General features: G+C 63.4%; 10 protein-coding genes. 4 read left to right on the forward strand and 6 right to left on the reverse strand.

The features are described 5' to 3' along the window. Positions 1 to 3 precede the first annotated feature (3 nt). A complete protein-coding gene (locus ACWTV3_RS07760) occupies positions 4 to 5,334 on the reverse strand; it encodes a PKD domain-containing protein (RefSeq protein ID WP_498477612.1) in 5,331 nt (1,776 codons plus the stop codon). 135 nt (positions 5,335 to 5,469) lie between these two features. Further along, positions 5,470 to 6,141 carry a hypothetical protein gene (locus ACWTV3_RS07765; protein ID WP_498477613.1) on the reverse strand — a complete coding sequence of 224 codons (672 nt, stop codon included), beginning with the start codon at positions 6,139 to 6,141 and terminating at the stop codon, positions 5,470 to 5,472. Between the two features lie 172 nt (positions 6,142 to 6,313). Between ACWTV3_RS07765 and ACWTV3_RS07770 the strand changes: the two genes are divergently transcribed. From ACWTV3_RS07770 to ACWTV3_RS07780, 3 genes are read left to right on the forward strand one after another with little or no spacing between them, the layout of a single operon-like run. Continuing rightward, complete coding sequence (locus ACWTV3_RS07770) at positions 6,314 to 7,528, forward strand: DUF1972 domain-containing protein (RefSeq protein WP_498477614.1); 1,215 nt, start codon at positions 6,314 to 6,316, stop codon at positions 7,526 to 7,528. Continuing rightward, positions 7,525 to 8,664, forward strand: a complete 1,140-nt coding sequence (locus tag ACWTV3_RS07775) for a Gfo/Idh/MocA family protein (RefSeq protein WP_498477615.1) — start codon at positions 7,525 to 7,527, stop codon at positions 8,662 to 8,664. The genes ACWTV3_RS07770 and ACWTV3_RS07775 overlap by 4 nt, the downstream gene beginning before the upstream one ends. Next, a complete protein-coding gene (locus ACWTV3_RS07780; protein WP_498477616.1) occupies positions 8,661 to 9,587 on the forward strand; it encodes a hypothetical protein in 927 nt (308 codons plus the stop codon). Before ACWTV3_RS07775 ends, ACWTV3_RS07780 begins: the two co-directional genes overlap by 4 nt. Before the next feature lie 34 nt (positions 9,588 to 9,621). Here the strand turns inward: ACWTV3_RS07780 and ACWTV3_RS07785 are convergent, their stop codons facing one another. Next, a complete protein-coding gene (locus tag ACWTV3_RS07785) occupies positions 9,622 to 10,386 on the reverse strand; it encodes a CDP-alcohol phosphatidyltransferase family protein (RefSeq protein WP_498477617.1) in 765 nt (254 codons plus the stop codon). A 128-nt stretch (positions 10,387 to 10,514) separates the two neighbouring features. Here ACWTV3_RS07785 and ACWTV3_RS07790 point away from each other — a divergent pair, with 128 nt between their 5' ends. Continuing rightward, the gene (locus ACWTV3_RS07790) at positions 10,515 to 11,612 is read left to right on the forward strand and encodes a glycosyltransferase family 4 protein (RefSeq protein WP_498477618.1); all 1,098 of its coding nucleotides are present in this window, start codon (positions 10,515 to 10,517) and stop codon (positions 11,610 to 11,612) included. Positions 11,613 to 12,011: 399 nt separating this feature from the next. Here ACWTV3_RS07790 and ACWTV3_RS07795 read toward each other — a convergent pair whose 3' ends face one another. From ACWTV3_RS07795 to ACWTV3_RS07805, 3 genes are all read right to left on the reverse strand, one after another. Further along, positions 12,012 to 13,586, reverse strand: a complete 1,575-nt coding sequence (locus ACWTV3_RS07795) for a sugar transferase (RefSeq protein WP_498477619.1) — start codon at positions 13,584 to 13,586, stop codon at positions 12,012 to 12,014. 500 nt (positions 13,587 to 14,086) lie between these two features. Further along, positions 14,087 to 15,397 (reverse strand): L-fuconate dehydratase, encoded by a 1,311-nt coding sequence (locus tag ACWTV3_RS07800; RefSeq protein ID WP_498477620.1) that lies wholly within the window; start codon positions 15,395 to 15,397, stop codon positions 14,087 to 14,089. A 105-nt stretch (positions 15,398 to 15,502) separates the two neighbouring features. Beyond that, entirely contained in the window at positions 15,503 to 15,826 is a 324-nt protein-coding gene (locus tag ACWTV3_RS07805) for an L-rhamnose mutarotase (RefSeq protein WP_498477621.1), read from the reverse strand. Between the last annotated feature and the right edge of the window lies 1 nt (position 15,827).

Here is a 15,827-nt window from a genome sequence, read left to right on the forward strand (position 1 = left end):
TGCCTACTGCACGGGCCGCGCGCTGAAGTTGTCGAACCTCACGGTCACGGGGGCGTTGGGTGCCGAGCCCGAGAGGTAACTCTCGAACCCGACCGCGCCGGCAGACTGAAGGGCAGCCGTCGAGTCGGTCGCGACGAGTTGCCAGGCGGCGGGCTCGGCATCCCCGGCCTTCCACAGTTTGGCCGAGATCGTGGTCGGGCTTGTGCCCTCCACGCTGGTCTTCAGGATGAACGTATCCCCGGCCGCATACGTCATACCCGGCACATTCATGTTGGCCAGCACCACGGTGGAACCCGACATAATCTGCAGCCCGACGACTCCGCCGGTCTGCAGCCGCAGTCGTGCTTGATAGAACGCGGAACCAACTTGGCGGCCGATTACTCCCACGACGATGTGCCCGGATTCGGCAACCTTGTCGGCCGTGATCTCCACCTGTGCTTCGACCGAGGTTTCGCTCACGCCCTCGAGCAAGGCCCGGCGAGTGGTGCCTGAGCCGGTGTGCACGAAAGCACCGCTGCCGTTACCGACGGTGTAAGTCGAGTTTGTGCTCGACGACCACGCACCTCCTGTGTTCGCGCTGCCCCAACCGGCGGCAACCGTGCGCTCGAAGGTGTCCTCAGCGAACGCCGCGCCCGGTGGTGCCGTCACGACGACATCGTGACTGACCGTGCCCGTCGCCCCTTCGTCATCTGTCACGGTGAGCACAACGGTGTAGGTTCCCGCACTCGCGTAGCTGTGCGAGGGCGTGGCGCCGGTGTCGCTCGCACCATCTCCGAAGTCCCAGGCGTAACTGGCGACGCTGCCATCGGCATCCGTCGATTCAGTCGCGTCGAACGCGACGGCGAGTTCTGTCGCCGAGAAGGTGAACGCGGCGGTGGGAGCCTGATTCGCCGGAGCCGAGCTCACCGTTACCGGTTGAGTGATCGCATCCGTTGCACCCTGGTTATCCGTCACAGTCAGCGTGACTTGGTAGGTGCCCGCCGCCGCGTACGTGTGGTTGGGACTCGTTGCCGCGCTCGATTGACCATCTCCGAAGTCCCACGATCGCGACGCAATGCTGCCGTCAGGGTCGCTCGATGCGCTCGAATCGAAACTCGCAGTCAACAGATTGGCCGCGCTGGTGAACGATGCCGTGGGCCCCAGATTCGTCGGCGTCACGGGCTCGTCGGCGTGGCCTGCAATCGCCAGGAACGAGTCATAGCTCACGTGCACGGGAGCATTGGTGGCTGAGCCGGACAGGTAGCTGTACTGGCCGACGGCACCCGCGGTTTGCAGGTTCGCGACCGAGGAGGTGGCGGTGAGAGTCCAGTCACTGGGCTCAGGAGTTCCCTGCTTCCAGACCTTGCCGCGAATGGTCGTCGGCGAAGTTCCGAAGGTTTGTGCCTTCACGAGCAGCACGTCGCCGGGACTGAAGGTCAGGCCCGCAACATCCGTGTAGGCAATGTTGGTGGAGCTTCCGCTCAGCAGCTGGAAGGCGAGGGTGCCGTTGGAGAAGTAGCGCACGCGGGCTTGGTAGAAGCCATTGCCGACTTCGCGCATTGTGATGCCGGTGTAGGCGCCGCCGCCCGTGATCGCCTTGTCAATCGAGATGCTCGCGCTGACGGTGACGTCGTCTGTCGATACGCTCGGCAGCCAGGCGTGCCGGGTGGTGCCCGACGAGCTGTGGTTCACGATGCCGACATCAGTCTCGACCGAGAAGTTGCCATTGCTGTTCGTCGACCAGTCACCACCGACGAGAGCTGTGCCCCAGCCGGAGGTTTCCGAGCGAGCGAACTCGTCGCGGGCCAGCACCGTCACGACGGGCGGATCAAGAGCCGTCACTACGTTGCTGACCGTTCCCGTTGCGCCCTGGTTATCGGTCACCGTGAGGGTCACGGTGTAGTCGCCGGCGGCAGCGTAGAGGTGCGAGGTGCTCTCTCCACTGTCGGAAGCTCCATCGCCGAAGTCCCACGCGAATGAGCTAATCGTGCCGTCGCTATCGGCCGAGCCGCCCGCGTCGAAGCTCACCACGTTGTCGGTGGTTTCACTCGTGAAGGACGCGGTGGGCGCCACGTTTGGCGCCAACACCGTCACTGTGGCGAAAGCGGTTGCTGAGGCTCCCTTATTGTCGGTCACCGTAAGGGTGACGTCGTAGGTTCCCGCGGCGGCATAGGTGTGGTCGACCACGGCATCCGTACTCGATTCACCGTCACCGAAGTCCCATTCGTAGCCGTCGATCGTGCCGTCGGGGTCGCTCGATCCAGTCGCGTCGAAGCTGGCAACGAGGTCGCTCTCCGAGTGCGTGAACTCCGCGAGCGGTGCTTCGTTCGCCGTGCCAATCAAGAAGTGCGAGCTGACTTCGCTCGGGGTCAACACCGTCTGGTACACAGCGAACTCATCGAGATCGCCGGTGAAGTAGTTCGACGATGCCACTCCGACCGTGTTGCCGCGGCCGAGTCGCCAGTAGCCCGAGAAGGTCTGGGTCGGTGTTGCAGCGCTGGATGCCACCACCGCGCCATCGACGTACAGTCGCAACCCAGCTGATCCCTGAGTCGCGACCACCTGATGCCACTGGCCGTCGTTGTAGGAGGCGGTGCTCGCCACGGTGCTGCTGCCCGTGCCAAACACGAGCGTTCCGTCATTACGCATCATCACGTGGTCGCCGTAACTGCCGGCAGTGCCCGTGGCGGAAGACCCAAACTCCACGAGCTTTCCGCCTGTGGCGCTGGTGGTTCTGAACCACACTTCGCTTGAGAACGTCGAGGGGTTGGGCAACGACGTTGTCGTTGAGGCAAGAGCCAGAGTGAACTGGGTGGCGGGATCTGTCGTTCCGCCGAGAGCACCGGGAACGTTGCGCGTGAAGATGCCGCTGAGCGCTCCATCGAGCCCCTGCAGTCCAGCATCATTCGCGACAGCGCCGGATGCTTCACCCAGGCGCCAGTACAGCTGTGGGCTCGCTGCGTACACGGCGGCACCGTAGGCGTCGGTCGGCGCGGGCGGTCCCGTCAACAACCGGCCCGAGAGCTCGAAGTGGTTCTGAATTTGTGCCGCGGTGAGGGGGGTCGGGTACACAGCCACTTCGTCGATGGCACCGTTGAAGTAGTCAGAACCACTCCAGCTACGGTCTCCACCGATGCGCCAGTAGCCCCAGTAGTTTTGGCCCCACACCACGTCGGGATTCACGCCTACGCGCACTCCGTCGACGAAGAGTTCCATTCCGTCGGCGCCCATGCTGCCCACGACCTGATGCCATTCGTTGTCGTTGTACGATTTTGCGCTCTGCAGAATTGCGGTGCTGCCGGTGTAGACACCGAAGTTCAGCCGGCCCGCACCATCCATGTAAATGTGGCGGTCATAGTTGCTCGAGTTGCCGGTTTGACGGTTACCGAACCCGACGATCTTGCCACCGGAGGTTGTGCTGGTCTTGAACCAGGCTTCGACCGAGAAGGTGTTGTCGCGCCAGATTTGGGTATTCGATCCGGCGTAGCTGTTCGAGCTTCCCGTGAAGGTTGCAGCAGTGTTGTTGTCGCCGATGATTGCTCCGGATGTTCCGAAGCCCACGTTGTTGGTCGCGGTCGCGTTGTCGCGAGCCACGCTATCCACCACGGTGTTTCCACTCTCGCCGAGGCGCCAGTAATTGGAGGGTTGGTCTTCCATCACGGCCGTCGCGTAGTCGCTCAACTGCCCGGTAGCTCCGGCGGTGAACGACACGGTCGAACCCCAGCCGCTGTTGCCGTACGGGTCGATCGCGCGCAGGCGATAGGTGTACGTCTGGCCTGGCGTGAGACCGGTATCCACGTACGTCATGGTCGGCCGGTCGTAGAATCGCGACGCCTGCTCGGTCACGTAAATCGGCGAACCACTCTTGCCATCGCGGATGAGGTGATACGTCAGGTTTTCGTTGTCTCGATCCCAGTCAGCGGTCCAGCTCAGCGCGATTGTGCCGGGAGCGGGCGAGCTCATCGTGGGCGCGAGGTCGGCACCGGTAAGTCGTGGTCCGTCGAGGTTGGGCGCGATCTCGGGCACGGCGAACCGCAGAAGTCCCTGCTGGTTTTGGCCGTTGACGCGAGTGAACTCGCCGCCGAAGACGGTGTACTCACCGTTCGTCGCGACGTCCCACGGTCCCTGGTATTGGCCGGTGAAGGTTCCGAGGTTGATCTCGGGAAAGAAGTTCAGCAGCGAGGGGCTCGAGTTGCCCGACCAGTCGTGGTAGCCGTACGGGTCGCGCGAGATGCTGCCGGTGGCGTCTTTCGAGAACGCGATTCCGCGGTTGAACGACCAGGGGTTTGTCTGCGGAAAGGCATCGATATTGCCGCAGTAGTGCGAGTGGCCAGCGGCATAGATGGCTCCGTTGGGCGCGGGTGCAACCGAGTAGGTATCCCCGTGGCAGTCGTTTACCCAGACAAGTTCGCCATCCGACCAGTTCGACCGAAAGACACCCTCAAGGTTGCCGCCCGAGCCATAAACATAGCCGGTGCCGTAGAAGCTATCGGCATCAGAGGAGAGTGAAAAGATGGCCGCGTTGAGACCAGCGTTACGTACCTGATTGTTGGTCGCGAACGGGGTGATGAGCGCACCGACGGTCGAGTCGACCATGGCCAGGCCGTAGCCGGGATCGCTCGATCCGTTGACCGTCGTGAAGTCTCCGCCAATCACGACTTTGGATTCATCAGGAGACACCACGATGCCAAAGGCGCGGCCGCCCGCAAGCTCGGGAGCCCACGAGGTGACGCTGCCGTTCGTGGCGAGTGCAGCCGCACCGCCGAGGCGCGTGTTACCGCTCACCGAGGTGAACGGGCCCGAGAAGAATACCTGGGTGTTGGTGGCCACCACCGCATACACGCGATAATTGGCCCCTGCGTCGAAGGCGCTGTAGATGTTTCCCGTAGCGGTGTCGAAGGAGACGATGCGGTTCTTCGAGATGCCGTTCACCGAGGTGAAGTCACCAACCGCGTAGAGCCGCGTTCCGTCGGGCGAGGCCGCGAGAGCACGCACCTGTCCGTTGAAGGTGGGCGCCCACGGCAGCAGGGCGCCGGTCGTGAGGTTGTACGCCAGCACGTACGAGCGACTCTGCTCGTTAGTGCCCGCGGGCGAACCATACGGCCGGGCCGAACTGAAGTCTCCGGAGGCGTACACGGTGTTGCCCACGATGACCTGATCCCAGACCACACCATTGATCTGGGGCGTGGGTAAGGGATCCGTGGACACAGTGGTCGGCACGGGCGGGGCAGCCGCAGTGTCGGCAACAGCTGCAGTGGGCAGCGTTACGGTGAGCAGGGTCGCGATTAATGTCATCGCCGCTGCGGCGGAAACAAGCCTCAGCGGGTTCGGTGGCATCCGGCGGGTTAAGCGCATGATGTGCCTTCTCGGGGTTTGTGGCTATTCAGGTTCCACTTGGTGGGTCACCATACTCCCCCTCACCCCACTTTGGGTGCCCCCCAAAAGGGGGTCACGAAGTAAGTCCCCGTTGCGTGAAGGGTAGACCGATCGTTACAGCAGGTCGTCGATGTCGCCCTGAAAAACGACGGGCTGCACGTCGACCGAATAGTCGACGAGAAGCGTCACATTGCCGCGCTGATCAGCAGGAACAGTGAAGATGTACACGCCATCGATCGCCGAGTCGGCCGCGAGGGATGCCGGCAGCGGTGCCCCGCCAGGCTCGCGAAGTTCGGGGGCCGGCGTGCGATCGGCGCCAAAGTAACAACTGATCACCGTGGTGCGCAACGAGACCACTGACGCAGTCGAGTTCGTCATCGTGACCGTGACGCGCAACGACGGGCCGGCGACTTCGCCGGGGCCGCGAGCGGTGCCGTCCACCTCCTCAACCTTCGTGATGGTGGCGATCAGGCCTGGGGTGACATCCGCCGGTTCATCGATGGCAACCGGGGGCACATCGGGAACCGCGGGGTCCGCCGTCGGCGACGGGACCGCAGATGATGCAGCGGACGGTTCACTGGCCTCGCCCGCGCTGGGGGTTGCCCCGGGCTCAGCGCTCGGGCCACCGGTGGGCGCGAACTGGATGAACGCCACGACGACGAGCGCCGCCGCGATCGCGAGCACGATGATCGCCGCCAGCCAACGGCCCGGCTTGGTGCTCAGCCACGAAGGTTCGGCCGCCGCGACGAGTTCGATTTCGGATGCGGGATGCTTCGACTGAGTCATGGCAGCTCCGTGCCTCGGGAATGATCGGTACTGGACGGTACACCCGCACCATTCGCAAACGTACCCCCTGTTCTGGGGACAAAGCCGTGCACCGTGGCGGCGTAGACTTCCGAACCCAGACCTCGGGGGAGTCTGGTCGAAGTTCTTGAGTCCGTTAACGGAGGAGGGAAAGTTGAACGACCCGATCCCCTCTGCCGAGCGCCGACCGACTGTTCGTCTCCTCGGAACCCACGGCATTCCCGCCGCCTATGGAGGCTTCGAAACTGCCGCCGAGAACGTGGCCATCTATTTGCGCGATAACGGCTGGCGGCCAGTCGTTTACTGCCAAGTACCGGGTGATGGACCGCTGACAACTGACCAATGGCACGGCATCGATCGCGTACTGATTCCTGAGCGCCGCGAAGGCTGGTTGGGCACGGCAAGTTTCGACCTTGCCTCGATCCGTCATGCGTCACGGCACCGAGATATCTGCCTCACGTTCGGCTACAACACGGCACTGTTCAACATCCTGCAGCGCCTCAAGCGCATCCCGAATGTCATCAACATGGACGGCATCGAGTGGTCTCGTTCACGCTGGGGCAAGGGTCGGCAGGCAATCCTGTGGATAAATGAGCGGATCGCGTGCTGGGTGGGCAATCGCCTTATTGCCGATCATCCGGTGATCGAAACGTACTTGGCCACGCGAGCTCGCCGCTCAAAAATCGTGACGATCACGTATGGTGCCCACGCCGTGGAGAGCGCCGACGCCCTGCCGGTGACAAGTCGCGGGCTGACACCCGGCCGGTACTTGACGTTGATTTGTCGGCCGATTCCCGAGAACTCAATTCTCGAACTTGTGACCGCGTTTTCGCGCGAGCGTCGTGGGCACGACCTGGCGATCTTCGGCACCTACGACGACAGTGACGCTTACACCCGAGCGGTCCGGCAGGCCGCGAGCGACGAAGTGAAATTCGTCGGCCCGATTTACGAACCCGATGAGGTGTCTTCTTTGAGATTCCATTCGCTTGGCTACCTGCACGGCCACACCGTGGGCGGCACCAACCCCTCGCTCGTCGAAGCGATGGCCGCCGGCAACGCGGTGATCGCCCACGACAATGCGTACAACCGCTGGGTTGCCGGTGACGGGGCGCTCTATTTTTCGGGCGTGGATGACGCCGCCGCCCACATTTCGACCCTGCTCGAGTCGCCCGCTCGCCGGGCTTCGCTCGCGGCCGCCAGCCGCGCCAGACATGCCACCGAGTTCACGTGGCAACACGTGGCGGGGCAGTACGCGGATCTTCTGGCCGAGTATCTCCCCGCCGGGCAGGCTCCCGTCGCGACGACAACTCCGCGACCGACGCCACCGCCGCCCCAGAACTCCTCGCCTCGCTCCGGAGCAAGCTCGTGATCCGGCTTGGCGTCGTTGGCCTCGGCAAAATGGGGCTCTCGCACTTGTCGATGATCCGCGCGCATCCTGACGTTTCGGTCGAAGCCGTCGTCGATGCGGCGGGCTATATTTTGGGTGTGCTCTCGAAGTACACGGGCCTGAAGACGTTCACCGATTTCGAGAAGATGCTCGACAGCGTTCAGCTCGATGCAGTGCTGATCGCAACCCCGACCCGCTTTCATGCCGCGATGGTGCGAACGGCGCTCGAACGCGGGCTTCACGTGTTTTGCGAGAAGCCGCTCACGCTCACGGCAGCCGAATCCGCTGAACTCGCGGGCGTCGCCGCCGTGCGCGGTCTGGTCACGCAGGTCGGGTATCACAACCGATTTGTGGGCACCTTTCGCGAGGCGAAGCGACTCCTTGAAGCCAACGCGATTGGGCGCATCACGCATGTGCAGGCCGAGTCCTATGGGCCGGTTGTTCTGAAAGCCAAGGGCACGACGTGGCGCAGCAAGCGCACCGAGGGCGGGGGCTGCCTGTATGACTATGCGGCGCATCCGCTCGATCTCGCGACGTGGTTCGTGGGCGACGCGATTGGTGTTGGCGGCACGATTCTGGGCAGCGTTTTCTCGGAGAACACCGAAGACGAGGTCTACAGCACGATCTATTTTGCCGACGGGGTGAGCGGCCAGCTTTCGGTCAATTGGTCTGACGAGTCGCACCGCAAGATGACCACCCGCGTCAGCGTCTTCGGCACACAGGGCAAGATCATCGCCGATCGCCAAGAGATTCAGGTCTACCGGCGAAACACTGCTCCCGAGCTCGATGGTTACGCACCCGGCTGGACCATCAAGTCGACGACCGATCTCACCGACGAAGTGTGGTTCTACCTGCGGGGCGAGGAATACAGCGCCCAGCTCGATCACTTTGTGCAGCGCATCCACGATCCCGCTGTCGCTCCCACCAACGACTTCGCGAGCGCCGCCATCACCGACCGCATCATCGAACTGCTGACGGTGGATGCCGCGGCGGGCCCCGCGACACCCGCCCGATTCGGGGAGACGTCCGCGTCGCTCGCAGCCGCCGATGCAGCAGCACCCGGCACCGCGGTGCCACCGAAACCGCGCCTCCGAAGCCTGTTAGGGAGACGCTCATGAGCACGACCGCACCGCCCACCGCTGACTCCGGTGGCCCGCTCACCACTCCCGAATCGTCGAAACTCGATTCGGTGCTCTTCGGTGATAACCAGTTCTTTGGCATCAACCATCGCTCCGAGGAGAAAGCGCGCGAGCAGGCGATGCGCTTTCAAGATCTGGATGCGATCATGGCGGTCGTCGACGATGCGTATGCCAGCGGCATCCGCACTCTCATGTGCACCACGCACGATCGCATCGCCGACGTGGTCGAGCGGGTGCGTGCCGAGCCGGAGCGCCACGACGGGTTCTCGTTTTTTCCCTGCATGCCCTACGCCCACAAGTACGCCGATGCCGTAACCGAGAGCGGCATTCTGGGCGCCCTCAATCGCTTCATGCCCGACGAGGGCATGCTCAACGCGATGATGCGCGGCGGTCGTTCGCTTGCCAAGAAAGACATCGAGGGCATCATCACGCTGCTCGTGGATGCCGAAATGGCGGGCTTCGCTGGCGTGCGCACGCCGGTGGTCTGGTTGCAGAATGTCGTGGTCGATCTGCTGTTGGGGCTCGGTTTCACCGACGCTTTCGCGATCTTCGCCCACCACGTACGATCGCGCTACAACGCCGAACCTGGCTTCATCACGATGAACCTCCCCATGCTGCTCGATCATCTCGACCGGGCAGGGATTGAGAACCCGCTCGTGTGCTCCAACATCAACAAGATTGGCTTTCGGATGTCGGGCGGCGTTGCGGCCTATCAGGCTGCGTTGGCTGAGAGACCGTTCCGCGCGGTCGCGATGTCGGTATTCGCGTCTGGCGCTATCCCGCCGCGAGAGGCACTCGAGTGGATCTATGCGCAGCCGGGCATCGAGTCGATCGTGTTCGGGGCATCCAGTCGCTCTCACATCGAGAGCACGGTCGCGCTCGTGCGGGAGTTCGAGCGCTAGACGGTTTTCCGGCTGCGCTAGCTCGCGTCGAACACTAGCCCGCGTCGATCGCGCGCAGCTGGCGAAACCAGCGCCCGAGAACCGCGAGCAGAATGAGCGCGTTGGCGAGAAACAGCAGCCCGTAGAAAACCACGAAGCCGTCCATCCAGCCGAAGAGAACGAAGCTGAGGCAGAGCACGGCGTAGTCGGTGGGGATCGCGACGATGGTCTGCAGCCAGCCACCGCCGCCACTGGGCTTGGCGTAGCTGCGCCCGCGCTCGGCCGAGGCGATGCGACGCAGCTGATCGGTGAGGATCATGGCAAAGAAAAACACCGAAGAGACCACGATGAACCCGAGCGGGATGAGCAAAATTGTGTCGGGCCAGCCAGTGTCGAAACGGTACAGCGAGATCAGGATGACCCCGTGAAAGATCACGATCTTGAAGGCGTCGACAACGTGGTCGAGCCACTCTCCCGCTTTCGTACCGCCGCCGCGCAGGCGAGCTAGCTGCCCGTCGGCGGAGTCGAGGGCGTAACCGAGCAGGAGCAGGAATGCCACGAGAACGCCCAGCCACCTACTCGGCTGCACTGTGGCCACCAGCACAAAGGCGATCGCCGTCATGAGCGCGCTGAGGCCAGTGACCTGATTGGGCGTGCGCCCGGCGAGGTAGGCAGCGGCCGCGAGGAGCCGGCCGAGGCGACGATTGATCCAGCGCGAATAGGGTGGGGCACCTCGTCCGGGCTTTTGGGCAGACGCGAGCGAGCGGACAATCGCACCGAATGTTTCCGGCACTTCTGGGCTTTCCCCGGTGGCGGTCATGTTTCACCATAGCCCCACGCTCCGGGCTGGGTCGAGGGTTCTCCCCCGCGTCACGCCGCGATGCACCGGGGCCAACTACGCGCGCTCCCCGCCCACCCTCGGAAAAATGCCGGGGCTAGCATGGGGGCATGCGCGTTCTCTTTGACGGGTTTTGGTGGGCTCGAGGTCCGGCCTCGAACCGTCAAGTGTTGCGCGAATTTGTGTGGGCGTGGGTGCGCGAGTTTCCGGCCGATGAGGTTGTGGTCGCCGTGCCGCACGGGGTGCTCGCCACAGCACGGGCAGAGCTCGCTGCGCAGGTGACCGTGGTCGGCACTCGCCTGAGACCTCAGGGCGTCAGTGCGATTCTTGAGCTGCCCTTCGTCGCCCGGCGGCTGCGCGCGGATGTCACTATCACCCACAACTTCACGCCAGCGTTCGGCCGGTCGGCGGTCTTCATTCACGACTACATGTTTCTCACGTCGCCCGAGTGGTTCACGCTCAAGGAGCGCGCGTACTTTGCCCTCATGCCACTGAGCTCTCGGCGGGCGACATGGCTGTTCGGCTCTTCCGCCACCGAGGCGGCACGCATCAGCCGCCTGAGCCAGGGTCGCCCGGTGACTCCCATCGGTCTCGCCGTAGGCAGTTCGCTCACCGCCGCTGCCCCGCGCAAGCCTGTCGAGCTGACTGATGTGACGGGTGACTTTCTGCTGTGCGTCGGGCGACTTAATGCTCGCAAGAATTTGGCCAACACGATCGAGGCCGCCTTGCAGTCCGGCAGGGTGAGCGCAGAGGCCCCGCTCGTGATCGTGGGAGAGCCGCAGGGCAGAAGCGCCGATCTGCCGGCCGCAGTCGCCGACGCGGTCGAGCGTGGCGCCATCCGCTTTCTCGGATTCATCGACGATGCCGAACTGGCGTGGTTGTACGGCAACACAACTGCGCTGTTGTTTTTCACACGCGACGAGGGGTTTGGTTTGCCCGTGCTCGAAGCTCACCATTTCGGCGCCCCGGTTGTCGCCAGCGATCTCGCCGTCTTTCACGAGATCCTTGGCGAGCGCGGCAGCTTTGCCCACCCGGATGACCTTGTCGGGATGGCGCGGGCGATCACCGATTCCCCCGCACGCTCACCCATCGCGAGCACTGCTGGCGTCACTGAAGTGCACGGTGATGCGAGCGGCGATTTGGGGTATTCCTGGGGTGCCAGCATACGAGCGATGCGTGCCACGATCTCCGGCACGAACGGCGACTAACGGCACTCCGAAAAGCGCACGCGCTACCTCTTAATAGGGCGCAGTGCGCGATAGGCCTCTCTGGCGTCTCTTTTCGCCGCACGCGCGGAGGCGGCCCGCCGCTGACAGCTCCATCCGCGTCACCCACGTGGGCGGATGAATCCACGCTGCTCAGCAGCCGTCGCACGCCCTCGCGGATCCCCGAGTTTTCCGCTGGCGGTTTGCGATCAAGCTTCTCTTTCGAGCAACTACGCAGTGCGGAGAAGTTACCTTCTTCTGGCTGCGCATCAGCGACGGGTCTACCCTCACCGACCACCCGATGTGAATGGTGAGGGTGTTCTCGCGCAAGCGCCGAAACGCTAGGGGTTGTTTAGTTCGGTTCATGGGGTGGCAGTGTGGCCTCGATTCGTTGGTGAGTGGCTAGTAGGCGCCCACGGGGTTGATGAGCACCTTGAAGGTTCGCCACATGATGACGAGGTCGCCAACAACCGACCAGTTCTCCACGTAGTACAGATCGAGACGCATGCTGTCTTCCCAGTTCAAGTCTGACCGGCCGTTGATCTGCCACATGCCGGTGAGCCCCGGCTTGATGTACATGCGACGATTCACCTTGCCCTTGTACGCGAGCACCTCGCTCGGTAGCGGCGGGCGGGGCCCCACCAGGCTCATGTCGCCCTTCAGCACGTTCCACAGCTGGGGAAACTCGTCGAGCGAATACTTGCGGATGAAGCGGCCCAAGCGCGTGACTCGCGGATCATTCTTGAGCTTGAAGAGCACTCCCGAGCCTTCGTTCTCCGTAGTGAGATCAGCCAACTTCTGGTCGGCATCCACCACCATCGAGCGAAACTTGAACATGCGGAAGGTCTCGAGGTTCCGGCCCACGCGCACTTGGCTGTAGAACGCTCCGCCTGGGCTGTCGAGGCGGATGAGGAGTGTGAGCAGCAGAAAGAGCGGTGACAGTAGCGCGAGAGCGACGCCCGCCACCGCGATGTCGAGCCCACGCTTGACGACGTGTTTTCCGCCCTCGAACTGCGGAATCTCGACGTGGATGAGAGGAAGACCCTCCACTGGGCGAAAGTGGATGCGCGGGCCGGCCACGTTAGTAAGGCGCGAGGCAAGAATCAGCTCGGCCGCCGTGCCTTCCAGCTGCCAGGCGAGGTGGCGGATGAAGTCGTTGCCGCAGCCGTGTTCGCCCGCGATGATCACGGTGTCGGCCCCCAGTGACGAGGCAGTCGTCACGACCTGTTCGGGGCCGAACTGCGGGCCGGGTTGCTCACCATCGCCAGCGGCGCCGTGAGCTTGCGATCCGAAACGATGCTTCGCCTCAGCGTGGCGATCTGGCTCGATAACAACCCCGACGACGTCGAAGTTCGCGCGCAGGCATCCCTGCACTTTCTCGACAACGTAGTCGACCTCGTCCTGAGTGCCTACGACGACCGTGCGCGACAGAGCGTGCCCGAAGCGTCGTTGCCGGTTGAGCCAACGACGCCAGATCCAGCGGGTAACAAGGAGCGCGAGCACACCAGTGGCCATCACCAGCACAGCCTGTTTGCCCGGGAAGCCAATTTCTAGGACCAGCACGATGATTGAGAGCAGCCCGAAGGCGGTCATGCAGGCCGTCACCACACGTTTGTATTCGGTGGGCCCGACTCCGATGACCCGGCGGTCGCGAGTGCGGAACACCTCAAGCAGCATTACCCAGACGACCACGATCGCGAACAAGCCCAACCACATGAGGGGGTTGATGCTCGCGAAGAACTCCGGGAGACGAGCGGGGTCAGCGCGCATCGTGACAGCGGCCAAAATCGTGGCCAGAACGATCGCGGCATCCGAAATGAGAAGGCGTTTTTGATACGACTTGGTCCATACAATGCCGGAGTCGGGATGAGGGGCACTGGAACGCTGCGGCTGAAACTCGGCGTCTTCGACGAGGCGAAGGTGTCCGCGTTCCAGGTCGCTGGGGGAAGGGGTGGGCAGCTTGCGAATTTGGCTCATCGCTCTGCTCGCAAGAGGCGGTAGGGATCCGGGCCGATGGTGGAACAAGTGGTGCTGAGGCCGGTACGTGAACTCGGGGGCGAAATACGTACGTGCAAGGGGATCACGACATTTCGGGTGTCGGTGGGGTGCGCGCCGAAGGCACGCGAGCGCGGGTGAGTGCTCTGCTGGGGGCTTACGATGCAGTGCGGGGTGAGTGCTCTGCGGGGCGGGTTGTGCTTTACGGGTTGTGCTCTGCGGGTTTGTCCCCCCAATGGGGGTAGTGGTGAAGCTACTCGCCCTGCGCCGTCAAGCGTTACCCCCAGTTTGGGGGTCATGCGGCGTGTCGGCTAGCGCTTGGGTTTTGTGTTGCCCTTTGTAAACGCTCGCCTTCACGGGGATGTGGCCGCTAATCGCGCGCAACCGCCAGCGCTCACCGATAAGGGGCTTTCCCTCAACTGCCCTCGGAAATGCGAAAGTGGTCTACCTCATCCAAGGCAGACCACCATCGACAAATGAAACTACGACCCGACAGCGACACCCGCCCAGTAGCTCCCCGCGGGGAACGAGAACTCCGCAAGCGACGACTCGTGCATCTGGGCCGAGTAACCCGGCGCCATCGGCACCCGGTAGGCGCCGTTCTCGACGATGCAGGGGTCAACGAAGTGCTCGTGCAGGTGGTCGACGAACTCGGTTACCCGGTTCTCGAGCGTGCCCGACACGGCAACGTAGTCAAAGATCGAGAGGTGCTGCACGAGCTCGCAGAGGCCAACGCCGCCCGCGTGCGGGCAAACCGGAACACCAAACTTCTTGGCCATCAGGTACACGGCGATAATCTCGTTCGGGCCGGCGAGACGGGCCGAGTCGAGCTGGCAGAAGTCGATGGCTTCGGCCTGGAACATCTGCTTGAAGAGCACCCGGTTCATGCCGTGCTCTCCCGTGGCGACACCGATCGGGGCGACAGCCTTGCGGATCGCAGCGTGGCCGAGCACGTCATCCGGGCTCGTCGGCTCTTCGATCCACAGCGGCTTGAACTCGGCGAGCGCCTTCACCCAGGCGATGGCCTCGTCAACATCCCACACCTGGTTAGCGTCGATCATGAGCTTGGCGTCGTCACCGATCACTTCGCGGGCGATGCGGCAGCGGCGGATGTCCTCGTCGAGGTTCGCTCCGACCTTCAGTTTGATGTGGCGGTAGCCAGCATCCACGGCCTCTTGGCAGAGACGACGAAGCTTCTCATCCGAGTAACCCAACCAGCCGGCACTCGTCGTGTAGCAGGGGTAGCCCGACTCGGTGAGCTCGGCGATGCGCTGCTCTTTGCTGTCGGCCAGCTCGGTGAGGAGCGCAATGGCTTCGTCGCGAGTGATGGCGTCGCTCAAGTACTTGAGGTCGGCGGTGTCGACGAGCTGCTCGGGGGTCATGTCGGCGAGCAGACGCCAGAGCGGCTTGTTCGCCCGACGAGCGGCAAGATCCCACACGGCGTTCATCACGGCGGCCATCGCCAAGTGCTCGACACCCTTTTCTGGCCCAAGCCAGCGCAGTTGCGAGTCAGACTTCAGCTCGCGGTAAACGCCACCGAGGTCGCCGACGATCTCGTCGACATCGCGGCCCACAAGCGGTTCGGCCCGCTGTTCGGCAGCGAGCGCACAGATGTCGTTTCCGCGGCCAATGGTAAAGGTGAAGCCGTAGCCCGCGACGCCCTCTTCGTCTGTGCGGAGTACAACATAGGCGGCCGAGTAGTCGCCATCCTTGTTCATGGCGTCTGAGCCGTCGGCGGTGAGCGACGTCGGAAAACGCACGTCGTAGACGTCAACGCTGGTGATAGTAGTCATGCTGAAGAGTTCTCCTTGCTCAGAACCGATAAAAGGTATGTGCGCTGGTGAGGCGCGTCTGGGTGCGCTGCGGTGCGCGGTAGTGCGTGTGAGTCGCGGTGTCAGCTAGTCAACGTGGAAGACCTCGGGCAGCTCTTTCCACCACTCGCCCTCCGCCCGTTCATCCAGCGGCTGCTGCAGCGGCTCTTGCAGAGCCCACCAGCGCTGAGTTTCTGGGTCAGCCGCGATGGCGGCTTGATCGGCTTCGTAGTCGTCACCCGTGTACTCGAAGTACGAGAACAGCAGGTCGCCGTGGCGATAGATCGAATAGTTGTGGATGTTGCTGGCCGCGAGTCGTTCAAGAATCGATGGCCACACAGCGGCGTGGTATCGCTCGTACTCTTCGCGGTTCTCGGGTGGGAGGCCGATGACCTGGGCTACTCGCTTCATT

Source organism: Salinibacterium sp. AL4.1, assembly GCF_059767305.1.

Bases quoted from the DNA above. Each gene is read 5' to 3' on its own strand.
- ACWTV3_RS07760 (WP_498477612.1), bottom strand. From the start codon at position 5,334: ATGCGCTTAACCCGCCGGATGCCACCGAACCCGCTGAGGCTTGTTTCC.
- ACWTV3_RS07765 (WP_498477613.1), bottom strand. From the start codon at position 6,141: ATGACTCAGTCGAAGCATCCCGCATCCGAAATCGAACTCGTCGCGGCG.
- ACWTV3_RS07780 (WP_498477616.1), top strand. From the start codon at position 8,661: ATGAGCACGACCGCACCGCCCACCGCTGACTCCGGTGGCCCGCTCACC.
- ACWTV3_RS07785 (WP_498477617.1), bottom strand. From the start codon at position 10,386: ATGACCGCCACCGGGGAAAGCCCAGAAGTGCCGGAAACATTCGGTGCG.
- ACWTV3_RS07790 (WP_498477618.1), top strand. From the start codon at position 10,515: ATGCGCGTTCTCTTTGACGGGTTTTGGTGGGCTCGAGGTCCGGCCTCG.
- ACWTV3_RS07795 (WP_498477619.1), bottom strand. From the start codon at position 13,586: ATGAGCCAAATTCGCAAGCTGCCCACCCCTTCCCCCAGCGACCTGGAA.
- ACWTV3_RS07800 (WP_498477620.1), bottom strand. From the start codon at position 15,397: ATGACTACTATCACCAGCGTTGACGTCTACGACGTGCGTTTTCCGACG.
- ACWTV3_RS07805 (WP_498477621.1), bottom strand. From the start codon at position 15,826: ATGAAGCGAGTAGCCCAGGTCATCGGCCTCCCACCCGAGAACCGCGAA.